Origin of the sequence: Thalassobius vesicularis, assembly GCF_004799325.1 — a bacterium.
In the GTDB taxonomy this organism is placed as follows: domain Bacteria; phylum Pseudomonadota; class Alphaproteobacteria; order Rhodobacterales; family Rhodobacteraceae; genus Thalassobius; species Thalassobius vesicularis.
In genome coordinates this window covers 206,421-221,836 of the sequence record NZ_SSMD01000003.1, presented here as the reverse complement: position 1 = coordinate 221,836, position 15,416 = coordinate 206,421, and the positions used below count along the sequence as shown (strand labels likewise).

The following is a 15,416-nucleotide window of genomic DNA, read 5'->3' as shown; positions in this document are numbered from 1 at the left end:
GTAATGCGATCCCCCGCACAAAGGCGGGGGATCTGGTTAGCGATGTGCGACGGGCGATTAGCCCAGCACGCGGTCGCGCTGCTTGGTGTAGACGCCCGACGAGGTCTCGATCCAGGCCGAGGACGACTTCATCGAGGCCATCGCGCTGTCGTGGATCTTCTTGAACAGCTCGTCGCTCATGTTTTCTGCCAGCACCTCTTTCGAGGCCTTGCCGAATGCATCCCAAACCGAATCCGGGAATTCCATGATCTTCACGCCGCCGGCCTGCAGACGGGCCAGTGCGGCACCGTTGTTGGCCAGGAACTGCGACAGGTTCCACTGGTGGCATTCTGCCGAAGCGATCTCGATCACCTTCTGGTGCGCCGGCGACAGCGACTCGAACACTTCGCGGTTGGTGGCAACCGACAGACCTGCGCCCGGCTCGTGGAAACCTGCGGTGTAGTAGATCTTGGTGATTTCCTGGAAGCCGGCCTTTTCGTCCGCCCAGGGGCCGATCCACTCGGTCCCGTCGATCGCGCCCGAGGACAGAGCCTGGTACACTTCCGAACCCGGGATGTTCTGGACCGATGCGCCCAGTTTGCCCAGGGCCTTGCCGCCCAGACCGGGCATACGGAACTTCAGGCCGTTGAAGTCTTCGGGGCTGTTGATCTCTTTCGAGAACCAGCCGCCGGCCTGTGCACCGGTGTTACCGGCCAGGAACGACTTCAGACCAAAGATCTGGCCCAGCTCGTCGTGCAGCTCCATGCCGCCGTCCATGTAGTACCAGTTCGACAGTTCCTGTGCGGTCATGCCGAAGGGCACTGCGGTGAAGAACGCGTAACCCGGGTGCTGACCCACGAAGTAGTAGTCGGCGCCGTGGTACATGTCGGCCTGGCCCGACGACACGGCGTCGAACACTTCGAATGCACCCACCAGTTCGCCGGCGGCTTTGATTTCAACGGTCAGCTGGCCGTCGGTCATCGCGGTGATGTTGTCGGCCACACGCTGAGCGGCGTCGAACACGCCAGCAAGGCCACGGCCCCAGGTGGTGACCATGGTCAGGGTACGGTTACCCTGTGCATAGGCCGGAGCGGCCAGCGCGGTCGTGGCTGCAGCAGCGCCACCCAGTGCGGAAGTTTTCAGAAAAGAACGACGATCCATCAGGTATCCTCCCAGACAGTTTATGTGGTCCACCCCGTGGGGCGAACGGATCGTTTGCAGTGTGGTCAACCTACCTGACCACTTTCTGATTGGAATACCTAGTACTACGTAGGGTGCTAAGTTTTTTGCCAGAAATTCCAAAAAAGGCCGCAAATACAGCCATTCGGAAAACGACACCGGGCAGAGAATCACAAAGGGTTTGACGATGATTCTTTGATTTTCCGCACAAGATTCCGTAACGATTCGCGGCATGTCCTGGCTACGCTCAGTCCTTCGCCCCTCTTATGCCCAGAAGCTGTTTCTTCTGGCCACGCTGCCGCTTGTCGTGGCGGTGGCGGCGATCGCGATTCTGGTGGCTTACCAATCCCGTGCCTTCGCCGAGCGCGAGATCCAGGCGCTGGAACGCCAGATGCTGCAGGCCAAGAAAGAGGAGCTGCGCAACTACGTCACCCAGGCGCGCAACGGGTTCTACTTCATCTACGGTCTGGCCGCCCCCGACGATGCCGAGGCGAAAACCAAGGTCGCGCAGATCCTGTCGGCGATGATCTACGGCAAGGACGGGTTCTTTTTCGTCTACGATTATGACGGCACCAACCTGGTCAGCCCGCGCCAGACCGAATTCATCGGTGAAAACTGGAGCGGGCTGCGCGACAGCAACGGCACGCCCATCGTTGACCGCTTCATCGACCTGGCCCGTCAGGGCGCTGGCTGGCACGAATTCCTGTGGAAGAAACCCTCGACCGGGGAAGAGGCGCAGATGGTCGCCTATGTGCTGGGCCTGCAGGACTGGCAATGGGCCATCGGCACCGGCGTCTTCATCGACGACGTCATGGAAAAGACCGCCTATGCCCGCCGCGAGATGGAAGACCGGGTGCGCGTCACCTTTTACTATATCGGGGCGATCACGCTGGCCGCGCTGCTGCTGGTGTTCGTCTCGGGCATGGCGCTGAATATCCGCGAGCGCCGTCTGGCCGATGCCAAGCTGAAACAGCTGACCCAACGGGTGTTCGACGCCCAAGAGGAGGAACGCTATCGCGTGGCGCGGGAATTGCATGACGGCATCAGCCAAATCCTGGTCGGCGTGCGCTACGCGCTGGACAGCGCCCGGCGGCGCCTGGTGCAGGGCGACGAGCGCGGCGTCGACATGCTGGACCGCGGCATCAGCCACCTGTCAGGTGCCATTCAAGAGGTCCGCCGCATCAGCCGCGACCTGCGCCCCGGTGTGCTGGACGATCTGGGCCTCGGCCCCGCCGTCAAATCCCTGACCGAGGATTTTAGCACCCGCACCGGGATCGAGGCCACCTTCTCGACCGTGGTGTTCCGCAACCGTCTGGACCAGGACGCCAAGATCGCGCTGTACCGGATCGCCCAAGAGGCCCTGACCAATATCGAACGCCATGCCGGGGCCACCAAGGTCAGCGTCGATCTGCGCGGACATCGCACTGGCGCTAGCCTGCGGATTTGGGATAATGGGTCGGGCATCCCGCCATCCGTCACCTCGGATCGCGGCAAGGGGGGGCTTGGCCTGCGCAACATGCAGGAGCGGATCGACCAGCTGGACGGCACGCTGACCATCACCAGCAACCGGACCGGTACGCTGATCGAGGCCAAGGTCCCGCTGACCCACCTGCTGCCACCCGGCGACGCAAACGAGACGAAGAGGGCCGCCGAATGAGCACTCCGCAAATCAAGGTCGTGATCGTAGACGACCACCCGATGGTCGCCGAAGGCATTCAGGCCATCCTGGAAAGCTATGACGACATCAACGTGCTGTGCACCCTGCGCACCGGCCGCGAAATCGTGGACCGGGTCGAGGATCTGGCCCCCGACGTGATCCTGATGGACCTGAACATGCCCGAACTGGGCGGCCTCTCCGCGACCGAGATGATCCTGGAACGCCGCCCCGAGACGCGCATCCTGATCCTGTCGATGCATGACAGCCCCGAATACATCTCCTCGGCGCTCAGCCACGGCGCCAAGGGATACGTGCTGAAAGACGTGCCCACGGACGAGATCAAGACCGCGATCGACACGGTGATGCAGGGCGAACGGTACCTGTGCACCGGCGCCGAAGGCTCGTTGCGGCCGACGCCCAGCGATCAGCGCGAACAGCTGACCGGGCGCGAACAGACCATCCTGCTGCAACTGGCGCAGGGCAAGTCGAACAAGGAAGTGGCGCTGGCGCTGGATATCTCGGTGCGCACGGTCGAGACCCACCGCAAGAACATCAAGCGCAAGCTGGGGATCTCGTCGACGGCGGGGCTGACACGCTATGCGCTGGAACATGGCGTCCTTCAGGGAACGGGCGTCCAGCTCTGAGGGCAGCGCCTCGCTTTCTTTGAAAGAAAGCGGTCCGAAATCTTTGCAAGATTTCGGCGTAACGATCCGCGGCAAATGCGCCCGGATTTTTACGGAAATTTCCAAATATTACCCGGGCGCGCAATTTTCGCAAAGAATTAGGGGGCAAAAAGCGCCCCTACCCGGTGTTTTCGCGGTTGACGCTGCATCCGCACACTCCTAATGTCGCGCTCGCACGAAGGAGCCTTTCAATGACCACGCTAGTCGTAATCGTAGGTGAATGGCGCATGGGCCGGTAACGGACACCATAATGGTCCCCCATGCGCCCCCGACCGAAAATCGGGGGCTTTTCTTTGGCAGATACAGTGACGTCGTAAACGGAGCAAACAAATGACACGTCAAATGACCGGAGCGAAAATGGTGGTTCAAGCCCTCAAGGATCAGGGCGTGGACGTCGTATTCGGATATCCCGGGGGCGCGGTGCTACCGATTTACGACGAGATTTTCCAGCAGAATGACATCCGTCACATCCTGGTGCGCCACGAGCAAGCCGCCGTGCACGCCGCCGAGGGCTATGCCCGCTCGACCGGCAAGCCGGGCGTTGCGCTGGTGACTTCGGGGCCCGGTGCCACCAACGCGGTGACCGGCCTGACGGACGCGCTGCTGGACAGCATTCCGATCGTCGTGCTGACCGGCCAGGTGCCGACCTTCATGATCGGCTCGGACGCCTTCCAGGAGGCGGACACCGTCGGCATCACCCGCTCCTCGACCAAGCATAACTGGCTGGTCAAGGACACCGACAAGCTGGCCGCCACTCTGCACGAGGCCTTCCATGTCGCCACCGCCGGCCGTCCCGGTCCGGTGCTGATCGACATTCCCAAGGACGTGCAATTTGCCAACGGCAATTACACCCCGCCGCAGAAGGTCTCGACCAGCCGCTACAAGCCGCAGATGAAGGGCGACATGGAGTCGATCACCGAGCTGGTCGCCGCCATCGAGACCGCCAAGCGCCCGGTGTTCTACACCGGCGGCGGCGTGATCAACTCGGGCACCGCCGCCAGCCAACTGCTGCGCGAGCTGGTGGACCAGACCGGCTTCCCGATCACCTCGACCCTGATGGGTCTGGGCGCCTACCCTGCCTCGGGCAAGGGCTGGCTGGGGATGCTGGGGATGCACGGCCTCTACGAGGCGAACCTGGCAATGCACGACTGCGACCTGATGATCAACATCGGCGCGCGGTTCGACGACCGGATCACCGGCCGCATCGACGCGTTCAGCCCGAACTCGAAAAAGGCGCATATCGACATCGATCCCTCGTCGATCAACAAGGTGATCCGCGTGGACATCCCGATCGTCGGTGACGTCGCCCACGTGCTGGAGGACATCCTGAAGGTCTGGAAAGCCCGTGGCCGCAAGACCAACAAGGAAGGTCTGGCCAAGTGGTGGGACAAGATCAACAGCTGGAAGGCCGTCGATTGCCTGAAGTTCAAGCACTCGGAAACCACGATCAAGCCGCAATACGCGCTGCAACGCCTTGAGGCGCTGACCAAAGGGCATGACCGCTACATCACCACCGAGGTGGGTCAGCACCAGATGTGGGCCGCGCAATACCTGGGCTTCGAGGACCCGAACCGCTGGATGACCTCGGGCGGGTTGGGCACGATGGGCTATGGTTTCCCGGCGTCGATCGGCGTGCAGCTGGCGCATCCGGAAAGCCTGGTCATCAACGTGGCCGGCGAGGCGTCGTGGCTGATGAACATGCAGGAAATGGGCACCGCGGTGCAGTTCCGCCTGCCGGTGAAGCAGTTCATCCTGAACAACGAACGCCTGGGCATGGTGCGCCAGTGGCAGGAACTGCTGCATGGCGAGCGCTATTCGCACAGCTGGTCCGAGGCCCTGCCCGATTTCGTGAAACTGGCCGAGGCGTTCGGCGCCAAGGGCATCTATTGCGACAACCCTGCCGATCTGGACGACGCGATCATGGAAATGATCAATTACGACGGTCCGGTGATCTTCGACTGCCTGGTCGAGAAGCACGAGAACTGCTTCCCGATGATCCCGTCGGGCGAGCCGCACAACAAGATGCTGCTGGGCGATGCCAGCACCAAGGACGCGATCGGCAACAGCGGCGCCGTTCTGGTCTGATGATGAGCCCCGGGGGCTGTCTGCCCCCGGACCCCCGAGGATATTTTTGAAAAAGAGAAGAAGACATGTCTGCGCTACAGATCAAAAAAGGCTCGTCGAAACATTCCGCCTATAACCTGCGGCCGAATTTCTCGGATGTCATCGAGAAGCACACGCTGGCCGTGATCGTCGACAACGAGGCCGGCGTGCTGGCCCGCGTGATCGGCCTGTTCGGCGCGCGCGGCTATAACATCGACAGCCTGACCGTGGCCGAGATCGACCATGCGGGGCATCGCTCGCGCATCACCATCTGCACCACCGGCACGCCGCAGGTGATCGAGCAGATCAAGGCTCAGCTGGGCCGCATCGTGCCGGTGCACGAGGTGCATGACCTGACGGTCGAGGGCCCCTCGGTCGAGCGCGAGCTGGCGCTGATCAAGGTGCAGGGCGATGGCGAGAAGCGCGTCGAGGCGCTGCGCCTGGCCGATATTTTCCGCGCCAACGCGGTGGACAGCACGCTGACCAGCTTTGTGTTCGAGATCACCGGCACGCCGGAAAAGATCGACGCCTTTGCCGACCTGATGCGCCCGCTGGGCCTGGTCGAGGTGGCGCGCACCGGTGTTGCGGCGCTGTCGCGCGGGCTTTAAGGCACTGGAAAGATTTCGAAAAGGGCCGGGAGATGATCCCGGCCCTTTTGCGTTATTTCTGCTGGATCGATTCCAGGTAATAGGCCAGCGACAGGATCTTGCCGCGGGTATAGAGCGGGCCGCCATAGGGGCCGGCTTCGGCTTCGGCGTCGAACAGCGCGCCAAAGACCGGCATCGGGCCGCCATGCGCGCGCAGGCCCGTACGTCCGTCGACGATATGGATCACCTGCAGCATCGGAAACTCGCCATCGTTGCGCGCAGCCAGTCCGGTCAGGTCATCGGCCGCAGCTGCGGTGCCAAACGCACCAAATGCACACACTACCAAAGAAATTGCTGAAATCCGCATTTCGTCTTCCTCCTCCTCAAGGCTTCTGAAATGACGGTTTCACATCAAACAACGCAAATCGTTAACCATTGCGTCAGCCTTAGGATAGCACGGCCCGGCAGGCCGTGCCGTTGCCTCGGATCAACAACTTATGGGTGTTCACTCGGCCTCGGCGGCCTCGATCAGCAGGTGATAGAGGTGCCAGGTCGCATGCCCCAGCAGCGGCAGCACCACGTAGAGGCCCAGGAACCACGGCATCATCCCGATGAAGGTGACCGTGCCGACGAAGGCCGCCCAGGCCAGCATCGGCACCGGGTTGCGCGCAACGGTCTGGAAGCTGGTGATCATGGCGGTGACGAAATCGACCTCGCGGTCCAGCAGCATCGGCAGGCTGATCACGGTGATCATGTACAGCAACAGCGCAAAGCCCGCGCCGACGATGGTGCCGACGATCAGCATCATCAGCCCGTTGCCGGTCAGGAACACCTCGTACGAGGTGCTGACATTGGTCATCGTGCTGAGGCCCATGAACAGCGCAAAGATCATATGCGCGATGAAAAACCAGAACAGGAACATGAAAATTACGATGGCGCAGATCGAGGGCAGCTGCCGTTTCGACTGTTTCGCGATCACGCCGAAAATTTGGTACAGGTCCATCGCCCGGCCCTGCTGGATGCGGCGGCTGACCTCATAAAGGCCGACCGCGGCGAACGGGCCGAGCAGAGGGAAACCGACGGCGGCGAAGACCAGCCAATAGGTTTTCCCGGTGGCAAAGGTCACCCAGGCAAAGATCAGCCCCAGAACCACGTAGACGGACGAAAACACGAAACCGAACCCCGGCGCGCGTTTCATATCCGCCCAGGCGCGGCGCAGGGCCTCTTTCAGCATGGCAAAACTGGCACGCCCGAACTCGGGCGCCCCGTGCTCCAGCACGTAGGGCATTCACTCCTCCCAAAGCGATATATTCTTATTTTGTTAAGTATGGGAGCGGGTTTTGCGCTGAAAATCAAGCGTCACGGTTGCCGTGGGGGCATTTTGTTCGGCCATTCGGTGGCGGCGTGGTATGCGTGCCCCAGTTGCAGCACGCCCAGGTCGTTTCGCGCGGCCCCGATCAGTTGCAGCCCCATCGGCAAGCCGTTTGCGCCGAACCCGGCCGGGATCGCCAATGCGGGCAGACCCAGCAGGCTGGCGGGGATCACGACCTCCATCCAGCGGTGATAGGTGTCCATCTGGCGCGCGCCGATATGGGCGGGGCTGGTCCATTCGACCGGGAAGGGCCAGACCTGCGCGGTGGGCAACGCCAGCGCGTCGTAACGGGTGAACAGGTCGGCAGCGGCGCGGAACCATTCGGAGCGCAGCGCGCTGGCCCGGTGCACCTGCATGGCGCTCAGGGTCAGGCCGCTTTCGATCTCCCACACGGCGTCGGGTTTCAGCATGGCCTTGGTGCGCGGCTGGGCATGCAGCGGCGCGAACTTGCCGGCCATCGCGAACCAGCGCAGGGTTTGCCAGGCCTCCCAGATCTTCTCGGCCGGGAATGGGGCCTGGATCAGGTCCACATGCACACCCAGATCGCGGAACACCTGCAAGGCCGCCTCGCACAGCTCCAGAATGCCCGGCTCCATCGCATAGGCGCCGTCCCAGTCGGCCAGCCACGCGATCCGGCGACCCTGCACCGGCACCTCCAGCGGCGCCATCGCATCCGAGGCCAACCCGAAGGGCTGACGCGCGTCCCACCCCTGCTGCACCTGCAACAGCGCCGCGATATCCGCCGGGCTGCGCCCCATCGGGCCGTTTGTCGACATCGTGTGCAGGAACATATCCCCCAGCGGCTCGGACGGCACGCGTCCCCAGCTGGGCCGGAACCCGTAGACATTGCACCACCCCGCCGGGTTGCGCAGGCTGCCCATCATGTCGGACCCATCAGCCACCGGCAGCATCCGCGTCGCCAGCGCCACGGCCGCCCCGCCGGACGATCCCCCGGCACTGCGCCCGGTGTCATAGGGGTTCAGGGTCGGCCCGTGCACCGGGTTGTAGGTGTGGCTGCCCAGCCCGAACTCGGGGACATTGGTCTTGCCGATGATCAGCGCCCCCGCCGCGCGCATCCGGGCGACGAACAGGTCATCCCCAGCCGCCACCTGCCCCGTGAAAAGCGGCGAGCCAAAGGACGTCTCCAGCCCCTTCGCATTCGACAGATCCTTCACCGCCAGCGGCAGCCCGTGCATCCAGCCCTTGCGCGGGGTGGCGTCGGCCTCATGCGCCATCGCCATCAGCGTATCCTCGTCGGGCATCGAGACGATCGCGTTGACCGCCCCGTTCCACGCCGCGATCTGCGCCAGCGTCGCCTGCATCACCTCGGCGGCGCTGACCTCGCGCCGTTCAATCATCCCCGACAGCGCCAGCGCGTCGCGATTCAGCAAATCCATTCCACCCCTCCCAAAGCAAACGGGCAGAGGTTTCCCCCTGCCCGTCCGACGATTTCGTATTTCACGCCCGGGATCAATCCTCGGCATTCGCCTCGGCGCGGGATTTGCCCGAGACCTGCATGGCCAGCGTGGCGGCCATCAGCCCGTCCAGATCGCCGTCCAGCACGCCCGCGGTGTCCGAGGTTTCGAACCCCGTCCGCAGGTCTTTGACCATCTGGTAGGGCTGCAACACGTAGGAACGGATCTGGTTGCCCCAACCGGCGTCGCCCTTGGCCTCGTGCGCGGCGTTGATCGCGGCGTTCCGGCGGTCCAGCTCCATCTGGTACAGGCGCGATTTCAGCGCCTTCATGGCGATATCACGGTTCTGGTGCTGCGATTTTTCCGAGGACGTCACCACGATCCCGGTCGGAATGTGCGTGATCCGCACGGCCGAGTCGGTGGTGTTCACGTGCTGACCACCGGCACCGGACGAGCGGTAGGTGTCGATGCGGATGTCGCTGGGGTTCACCTCGATCTCGATGTTGTCGTCCACCACCGGGTAGACCCAGACCGAGCTGAACGAGGTGTGCCGACGCGCCGACGAGTCATAGGGCGAGATTCGCACCAGACGGTGCACGCCCGATTCCGACTTCAGCCAGCCATAGGCGTTGTGGCCGGAAATCTTGTAGGCGGCGGATTTGATCCCCGCCTCTTCGCCGTAGTTGATCGACTGCAGCTCGACCTCATAGCCCTTTTTCTCGGCCCAGCGGACATACATCCGCGCCAGGATCGAGGCCCAGTCGCACGATTCCGTGCCACCCGCGCCCGAGTTGATCTCAAGGAACGTGTCCGAGCCATCGGCCTCGCCATCCAGCAGCGCCTCCAGCTCTTTCTCGGCGGCTTTCTTGGCCAGCGCCTTGATGGCGTCCTCGGCCTCTTTGACGACGCCCTTGTCGTCCTCCATCTCGCCCAGTTCGATCAGCTCGATGTTGTCGGCCAGTTCCTGCTTCATCTCGTTATGGCCGGTATAGGCGTCCAGCAGCAGCTGACGTTCGCGCATCAGTTTCTGCGCGCCCTCGGGATCGTTCCACAGGGTCGGGTCCTCGACGCGGGCGTCGAATTCCTCCAGCCGGTATTTCACGGTTTCCCAGTTCATCCGCTGCCGCAGCAGGGCAAGCGATTTCTCGATGGCGGCAACCGTGTTCTGAACCTCTGCGCGCATGGGTCTGTCCGATCCTTTCAAGTCCGGCTTGCGTGATAGCTTACCCCGCCTGCCGGGGCAAGGCGGGGCGCTGCAGATCGAAGGGTGTTAATACAGGCCGCCCGACGAGACCGAGCCAAAGCTGGCCTTCGGTCCCACAACGGCCTTCTGGCCGGTCGAGGTCGTCACCTCTTGCGAGCCTTCCTGGATCTCCTTGACCAGCGGCAGGTTCGCCCCCATGCCGAAACCACCGTCATAGGTAATGCCAAAGATCGGCTCTTCGCCGTCCCGGAAATACTCGGCCACAACGTAATCGCCGGTTTCGTCATCGGGCAGGCGCGCACCGGTGAAACGGTCGATCTTGATGAAATGGCCGCCGGGGGGCACGCGGAACTTGCCGCCGCCGTATTTCGCGGTGGCCTTCTTCATGAACTCCTGGAACACCGGGCCGCACATGGTGCCACCGTAGGAACCCCGACCCAGACCGCGCGGCTGGTCAAAACCGATATAGCAGCCCGCCACGATATTGCTGGTGAAGCCGACGAACCACACGTCCTTGGCGTCGTTGGTGGTGCCGGTCTTGCCCGCGGTGGGCACGCCCAGGTTCACGATGCCAGCCGCCGTCCCGCGCTGCACCACGCCCTGCATCATCGAGGTCAGCTGATACGCGGTGATCGCATCCATCACCCGCTCGCGGTTGGACACGACATGCGGGCTTTCGCCAGCGGGCAGGCTGGGATCGGCGCAATCGGTGCAGGTGCGCTTGTCATGGCGGTAGATCGTCTTGCCGTAGCGGTCCTGCACGCGGTCGACCAGCGTCGGCTCCACCCGCTCGCCACCGTTGGCGAACATGGCGTAGGCGGCAACCATGCGGAACAGCGTGGTTTCATCCGAGCCCAGCGAGTTCGCCAGATACTGCCCCATGTGGTCGTAGACACCGAATTTCTCGGCGTAGCGGGCGACGACATCCATGCCGACCTCTTGCGCCAGACGGATGGTCATCAGGTTCCGCGACTTCTCGATCCCGGTCCGCAGCGGCGTCGGGCCGTAATATTCGTTGGACGAGTTCTTGGGCCGCCACAGACCCTGCGGGGTGTTCACCTCGATCGGTGCGTCGATCACGATTGTGGCGGGGCTATAGCCGCTGTCCAGCGCCGAGGCATAGACGAACGGCTTGAAGCTCGACCCCGGCTGACGCATCGCCTGCGTGGCGCGGTTGAAGACCGAGTCCTGATAGCTGAACCCGCCCTGCATCGCGATCACGCGGCCGGTGTTCACGTCCATCGCCATGAAGGCGCCCTGCACCTCTGGCACCTGGCGCAGCGTCCAGCGGACGAACTTACCCTCTTTGTCGGCCAGCGCGCGCACCAGCACGACATCGCCCACCAACAGCAGATCGCCCGCCGTCTTGGCCTTCTTGGTCAGCTTGCCGTCCTCGCCGCGCTTGCGGGCCCAGGTGACATCTTTGGCCTCAATCCATTGCGGCTGGTTCGACATCACGCCTTCGATCCCGATGCGCGCGTCGGTCTTGCCGATTTCCAGCACCACGGCCGGATACCATTGCCCGTCCAGCGTGATGTCACGCGGCACCTCGACGGCGGCCAGCGCCTCGCGCCAGGCGGCATCGGATTTCAGAGCCTCGGCGGGCAGCGACTTGCCGGTGCCGGTCCAGACGCCACGCTCGCGGTCATAGCTCTCCAGCCCACGGCGCAGCGCATTGGCGGCATCCACCTGCAAATCCGGGTCCAGCGTCGCGCGCACGGTCAGACCACCGGTGAAAAACTCGCCCTCGCCGAATTCCTCGGACAGCTGGCGGCGGATTTCGTCGGTGAAATAGTCGCGCGGCGGCAGCGCCGTCTTGAAGCTTTCGAAATCGCCGTTCTGGACCGAGCGCAGCGGCGCTTTCACCTCGGCCTCATAGACCGCGGCTGTGATATAGCCGTTCTCTTTCATCTCGCGCAGCACGTAGTTGCGGCGGGTCAGCAGCTTTTCGGCATTGCGCACCGGGTGGTAATCCGACGGCGCCTTGGGCATCGAGGCCAGCATCGCCGCCTCATGCGGGGCCAGCTCGCTCAGGGTCTTGTTGAAATAGGTCTGCGCCGCCGCCGACACCCCGTAGGAGTTCTGCCCCAGGAAGATCTCGTTCAGGTACAGCTCCAGGATCTTGTCCTTGGGCAGCGTTTCCTCAAGGCGGGTGGCCAGGATGATTTCCTTGATCTTGCGCTCGATCTTGCGCTCGCCGCCCAGAAGGAAGTTCTTCATCACCTGCTGGGTGATCGTGGACGCCCCGCGCACGTTCTTGCCGCGCGATTTCACCGCATCCACCGCGGCCGAGACCATGCCCCCCGCGTCATACCCCTTGTGGGTATAGAAATTCTTGTCCTCGGCGCTGATGAACGCCTGCTTTACCAGGTCCGGAATCTCGTCCGAGGGCGCGAACAGGCGGCGCTCCTTGGCGAATTCGTCGATGATCTGGCCTTCGCCGGAATAGATGCGGCTGATGGTCGGCGGCTTGTACTGCGCCAGGCTTTCGTGGCTGGGCAGGTCGCGCCCATAGATCCAGAAGATCGCCCCGATCGAGATGGCCACAACAGCCAGCCCCAGGGTCACCATCGTGAAGATCGCCCCGAAAAAGGAAAGAATGAACCTGATCACGCCCACCGCCTATCTGATTTTGGGGTCTCTATACTGGTCACGGCCGCTAGCGTCAAAACAAGTTACGTTGAACCGGCAGTGACTTGCCGCCCTGTCCCGCCCCCGTTCCAACGCCTTAACGCCGCACCAGTTCCTTCAGGCGGTCGTCCTCGTCCATCCACTTGCGCAGCGAATCCCGGATCGCGGCGGCGGTTTCCAGCCGCCAGTTCGCATCGGCCAGGTTCTTCAGATCCCGCTCCGAGGACATGAATCCCACCTCCAGCAACACCGACGGAATATCCGCCGATTTCAGCACCGAGAACGAGGCATGCCGCACCGGGCGCGAGTTCAGCGGCACCTTGGCCGCCCGCAACCCCTTGACCACCGCCGCTGCCAGACGCTCGGCCCGCGGCTGCGTTTCCTGCCGCGCCAGGTCCATCAGGATACCGGCCACAACATCATCCTGCCCGCTCAGGTCCACCCCCGACAGGATGTCGTCACGGTCATGCCGCTCGGCCAGCTGCTGGCTGGCCTCGTCGCTCGCACTCTCGCGCAGCAGGTGCAGCGTCGCCCCACGGGCATTACCCTCGGCCAGCGCATCGGCATGCAGCGACAGGAACACATGCGCGCCCGCCTCATGGGCGATGGCGATGCGCCGCTCCAGGCTGACAAAGCTGTCATCCTCGCGCGTCAGCACCACCTGGAACCGCCCCGAGCGCACCAGAACCTCCTTCAACTGCCGCGCAAACGCCAGCATCAGGTCTTTCTCCGACAGCCCGTCGCGCTCGGCGCCCGGGTCGATCCCGCCATGGCCGGGGTCGATCACCACCACCAGCGGCCCGTCCCCGCGCTCTTGCGACGTGGCTACCAGCGACGGCGCAGGCAGGTCCCAACGCGGATCATGCGGCGCGCCCGAGCCCGCCGCGAACGCCTCAGCGCTCACCTCGCCCAGCCGCACCTCCAGCCGCGCCTTGCCGCTGTCCGGCTCCACCTTCATCTCGACCGTCTTGGGCAACATCGGCGCGGCCAGATCGATCACCATGCGCGACCAGCCCGGCCGGAACGCGCCAAAGCGCAGATCCAGCGCCCGATCGGCATTCAGCAACACATCCTTGCTGACCCCGTTCCAATCCACCTCGCGGAAATCCAGCACCAACCGGCGCGGCTCATCCAGCGTGAACACCCGGAATGGCACGCCCTGGCTCAGCGCCAGTTCCACCGACAGCCCGCCACCCCAGCCATCGCTGATCTGCGAATGGCCCACCTCGACGCGCGCCAGCCCGCTCAGCTCCTGCGCACGCACCAAGGCCGGCCAGATCGCCAGCATCACCACCAATACCCGTAGAACTCTGCTCATCCGCCCTGCCCGGCTGTTTGCCCGCAGCATACGCACGCCCGAGGGCCCTGCCCAGCCCCCTGCTTCTTTCTGATCCAAATACTCAAATCCGACGCCGCCTCAGGCACCGCGTTCCGCCATGAAGCGCGCCAGTCGCCGCAGCCCTTCCTCGATATCCGCCGTGGAGCGCGCATAGGAAAACCGCAGCGTCCCCGCCCCGCGCGCCTGATCGAAATCCAACCCCGGCGTCACCGCAACCCCCGCCTTTTCCAGAATCTCGGCTGCAAAGGCACGGCTGTCGTCGGTCAACTCGCTCACATCCGCATAGATGAAAAACGCCCCGTCCGGCGGCGCGATCCGCGTGAACCCGGCCTTGGGCAGCCCCTCCAGCATCAACTCGCGGTTTTTCGCGTAAATCCGCAGGTTCGCCTGCAACTCGCCGTCGCAATCCATCGCGTGCAGCGCCACGACCTGGCTGGCGTGGGGCGGGCAGATGAACATGTTCTGCGCGATCCGCTCGATCCGGCGGACATGGTCGGGCGGCACCACCATCCAGCCGACGCGCCATCCGGTCATGCTGAAATACTTCGAGAACGAATTGATGACATAGCAGTCATCCGTCACTTCCAGCGCGGTCACGGCCTTCTTGTCATACTCGATGCCGTGGTAAATCTCGTCGCTGATGAACGTGGTCCCCGCCGCACGGCATGCCGCAACCAGCGCCTCCATCGCCGCGCGGTCCAGCATCGTGCCCGACGGGTTCGCCGGCGACGCCACCATCAGCCCGTCCAGTTCCAGCCCCTCGAAATCCGCGGGCACGGGTTGCAACCGGTTCTCGGCACTGGCGGGCAGGCCCACCGGCACCAGGTCCAGCGCGCTTAGGATCTGGCGGTACGAGGGATAGCCCGGCTCTCCGATTCCCACCCGCGCGCCCTGATCGAACAGCGCGGTGAACGCCAGGATGAACGCAGCCGACGAGCCAGAGGTCACCACGACCCGGTTCCAATCCAGATCAACCCCGTACCAATCCTGATACATCCGCGCGATCCGCTTGCGCAGAGCGGGCAGGCCTAGGGCGACCGTATAGCCCAACGCATCTTGCTCCATCGCGCCCACCAGCGCGTTGCGCGCGGCCTCGGGCGCGGGGGTGCTGGGCTGGCCCACTTCCATGTGGATGATGTGGCGGCCAGCCTCCTCGGCGGCACGGGCGGCCTCCATCACGTCCATCACAATAAAGGGATCAACCTCGCCACGCCTTGAGTTCCGCATCTCAACCTTCCTAAACTGCCCGAGAGCCGCCAATTCACTA

Annotated in this window: 12 protein-coding genes; 4 read left to right on the top strand and 8 right to left on the bottom strand. The window is 63.7% G+C overall.

What is annotated here, in order from left to right:
• Nucleotides 1–57: 57 nt before the first annotated feature.
• Nucleotides 58–1,140, bottom strand: a complete 1,083-nt coding sequence (locus tag E7681_RS07535; protein ID WP_136338660.1) for a TRAP transporter substrate-binding protein — start codon at nucleotides 1,138–1,140, stop codon at nucleotides 58–60.
• A 250-nt stretch (nucleotides 1,141–1,390) separates the two neighbouring features.
• Here E7681_RS07535 and E7681_RS07530 point away from each other — a divergent pair, with 250 nt between their 5' ends.
• From E7681_RS07530 to ilvN, 4 genes are all read left to right on the top strand, one after another.
• Nucleotides 1,391–2,815: a cache domain-containing protein gene (locus E7681_RS07530; protein ID WP_136338659.1), complete on the top strand. Its 1,425-nt coding sequence runs from the start codon at nucleotides 1,391–1,393 to the stop codon at nucleotides 2,813–2,815.
• A complete protein-coding gene (locus E7681_RS07525; protein ID WP_136338658.1) occupies nucleotides 2,812–3,459 on the top strand; it encodes a response regulator transcription factor in 648 nt (215 codons plus the stop codon). The genes E7681_RS07530 and E7681_RS07525 overlap by 4 nt, the downstream gene beginning before the upstream one ends.
• A 369-nt stretch (nucleotides 3,460–3,828) precedes the next feature.
• Nucleotides 3,829–5,583: an acetolactate synthase 3 large subunit gene (locus E7681_RS07520; protein WP_136338657.1), complete on the top strand. Its 1,755-nt coding sequence runs from the start codon at nucleotides 3,829–3,831 to the stop codon at nucleotides 5,581–5,583.
• 65 nt (nucleotides 5,584–5,648) lie between these two features.
• Nucleotides 5,649–6,209 carry an acetolactate synthase small subunit gene (gene ilvN, locus E7681_RS07515; RefSeq protein ID WP_136338656.1) on the top strand — a complete coding sequence of 187 codons (561 nt, stop codon included), beginning with the start codon at nucleotides 5,649–5,651 and terminating at the stop codon, nucleotides 6,207–6,209.
• Nucleotides 6,210–6,261: 52 nt separating this feature from the next.
• Here ilvN and E7681_RS07510 read toward each other — a convergent pair whose 3' ends face one another.
• The 7 genes from E7681_RS07510 to E7681_RS07480 all read right to left on the bottom strand — a co-directional run bounded on the left by E7681_RS07510 (nucleotide 6,262) and on the right by E7681_RS07480 (nucleotide 15,376).
• Complete coding sequence (locus E7681_RS07510) at nucleotides 6,262–6,555, bottom strand: hypothetical protein (protein WP_136338655.1); 294 nt, start codon at nucleotides 6,553–6,555, stop codon at nucleotides 6,262–6,264.
• Between the two features lie 138 nt (nucleotides 6,556–6,693).
• A complete protein-coding gene (locus E7681_RS07505; protein WP_136338654.1) occupies nucleotides 6,694–7,476 on the bottom strand; it encodes a DUF2189 domain-containing protein in 783 nt (260 codons plus the stop codon).
• Nucleotides 7,477–7,547: 71 nt separating this feature from the next.
• Nucleotides 7,548–8,957, bottom strand: coding sequence for an amidase (locus tag E7681_RS07500; protein WP_136338653.1), 1,410 nt, complete (start codon nucleotides 8,955–8,957; stop codon nucleotides 7,548–7,550).
• A 73-nt stretch (nucleotides 8,958–9,030) separates the two neighbouring features.
• Entirely contained in the window at nucleotides 9,031–10,158 is a 1,128-nt protein-coding gene (prfB, locus tag E7681_RS07495; RefSeq protein ID WP_136338652.1) for a peptide chain release factor 2, read from the bottom strand.
• A gap of 87 nt (nucleotides 10,159–10,245) precedes the next feature.
• A complete protein-coding gene (locus tag E7681_RS07490) occupies nucleotides 10,246–12,792 on the bottom strand; it encodes a penicillin-binding protein 1A (RefSeq protein WP_136338651.1) in 2,547 nt (848 codons plus the stop codon).
• Between the two features lie 115 nt (nucleotides 12,793–12,907).
• Nucleotides 12,908–14,128, bottom strand: a complete 1,221-nt coding sequence (locus E7681_RS07485) for an N-acetylmuramoyl-L-alanine amidase (RefSeq protein WP_136338650.1) — start codon at nucleotides 14,126–14,128, stop codon at nucleotides 12,908–12,910.
• A gap of 99 nt (nucleotides 14,129–14,227) precedes the next feature.
• A complete protein-coding gene (locus E7681_RS07480) occupies nucleotides 14,228–15,376 on the bottom strand; it encodes a pyridoxal phosphate-dependent aminotransferase (protein ID WP_136338649.1) in 1,149 nt (382 codons plus the stop codon).
• Nucleotides 15,377–15,416: the final 40 nt, after the last annotated feature.

What these genes read in the sequence shown, in the direction of transcription:
- E7681_RS07530 (WP_136338659.1), top strand. Translation starts at nt 1,391, where the DNA reads ATGTCCTGGCTACGCTCAGTCCTTCGCCCCTCTTATGCCCAGAAGCTG.
- ilvN (WP_136338656.1), top strand. Translation starts at nt 5,649, where the DNA reads ATGTCTGCGCTACAGATCAAAAAAGGCTCGTCGAAACATTCCGCCTAT.
- E7681_RS07510 (WP_136338655.1), bottom strand. Translation starts at nt 6,555, where the DNA reads ATGCGGATTTCAGCAATTTCTTTGGTAGTGTGTGCATTTGGTGCGTTT.
- E7681_RS07520 (WP_136338657.1), top strand. Translation starts at nt 3,829, where the DNA reads ATGACACGTCAAATGACCGGAGCGAAAATGGTGGTTCAAGCCCTCAAG.
- E7681_RS07505 (WP_136338654.1), bottom strand. Translation starts at nt 7,476, where the DNA reads ATGCCCTACGTGCTGGAGCACGGGGCGCCCGAGTTCGGGCGTGCCAGT.
- E7681_RS07485 (WP_136338650.1), bottom strand. Translation starts at nt 14,128, where the DNA reads ATGAGCAGAGTTCTACGGGTATTGGTGGTGATGCTGGCGATCTGGCCG.
- prfB (WP_136338652.1), bottom strand. Translation starts at nt 10,158, where the DNA reads ATGCGCGCAGAGGTTCAGAACACGGTTGCCGCCATCGAGAAATCGCTT.
- E7681_RS07500 (WP_136338653.1), bottom strand. Translation starts at nt 8,957, where the DNA reads ATGGATTTGCTGAATCGCGACGCGCTGGCGCTGTCGGGGATGATTGAA.
- E7681_RS07480 (WP_136338649.1), bottom strand. Translation starts at nt 15,376, where the DNA reads ATGCGGAACTCAAGGCGTGGCGAGGTTGATCCCTTTATTGTGATGGAC.
- E7681_RS07525 (WP_136338658.1), top strand. Translation starts at nt 2,812, where the DNA reads ATGAGCACTCCGCAAATCAAGGTCGTGATCGTAGACGACCACCCGATG.
- E7681_RS07535 (WP_136338660.1), bottom strand. Translation starts at nt 1,140, where the DNA reads ATGGATCGTCGTTCTTTTCTGAAAACTTCCGCACTGGGTGGCGCTGCT.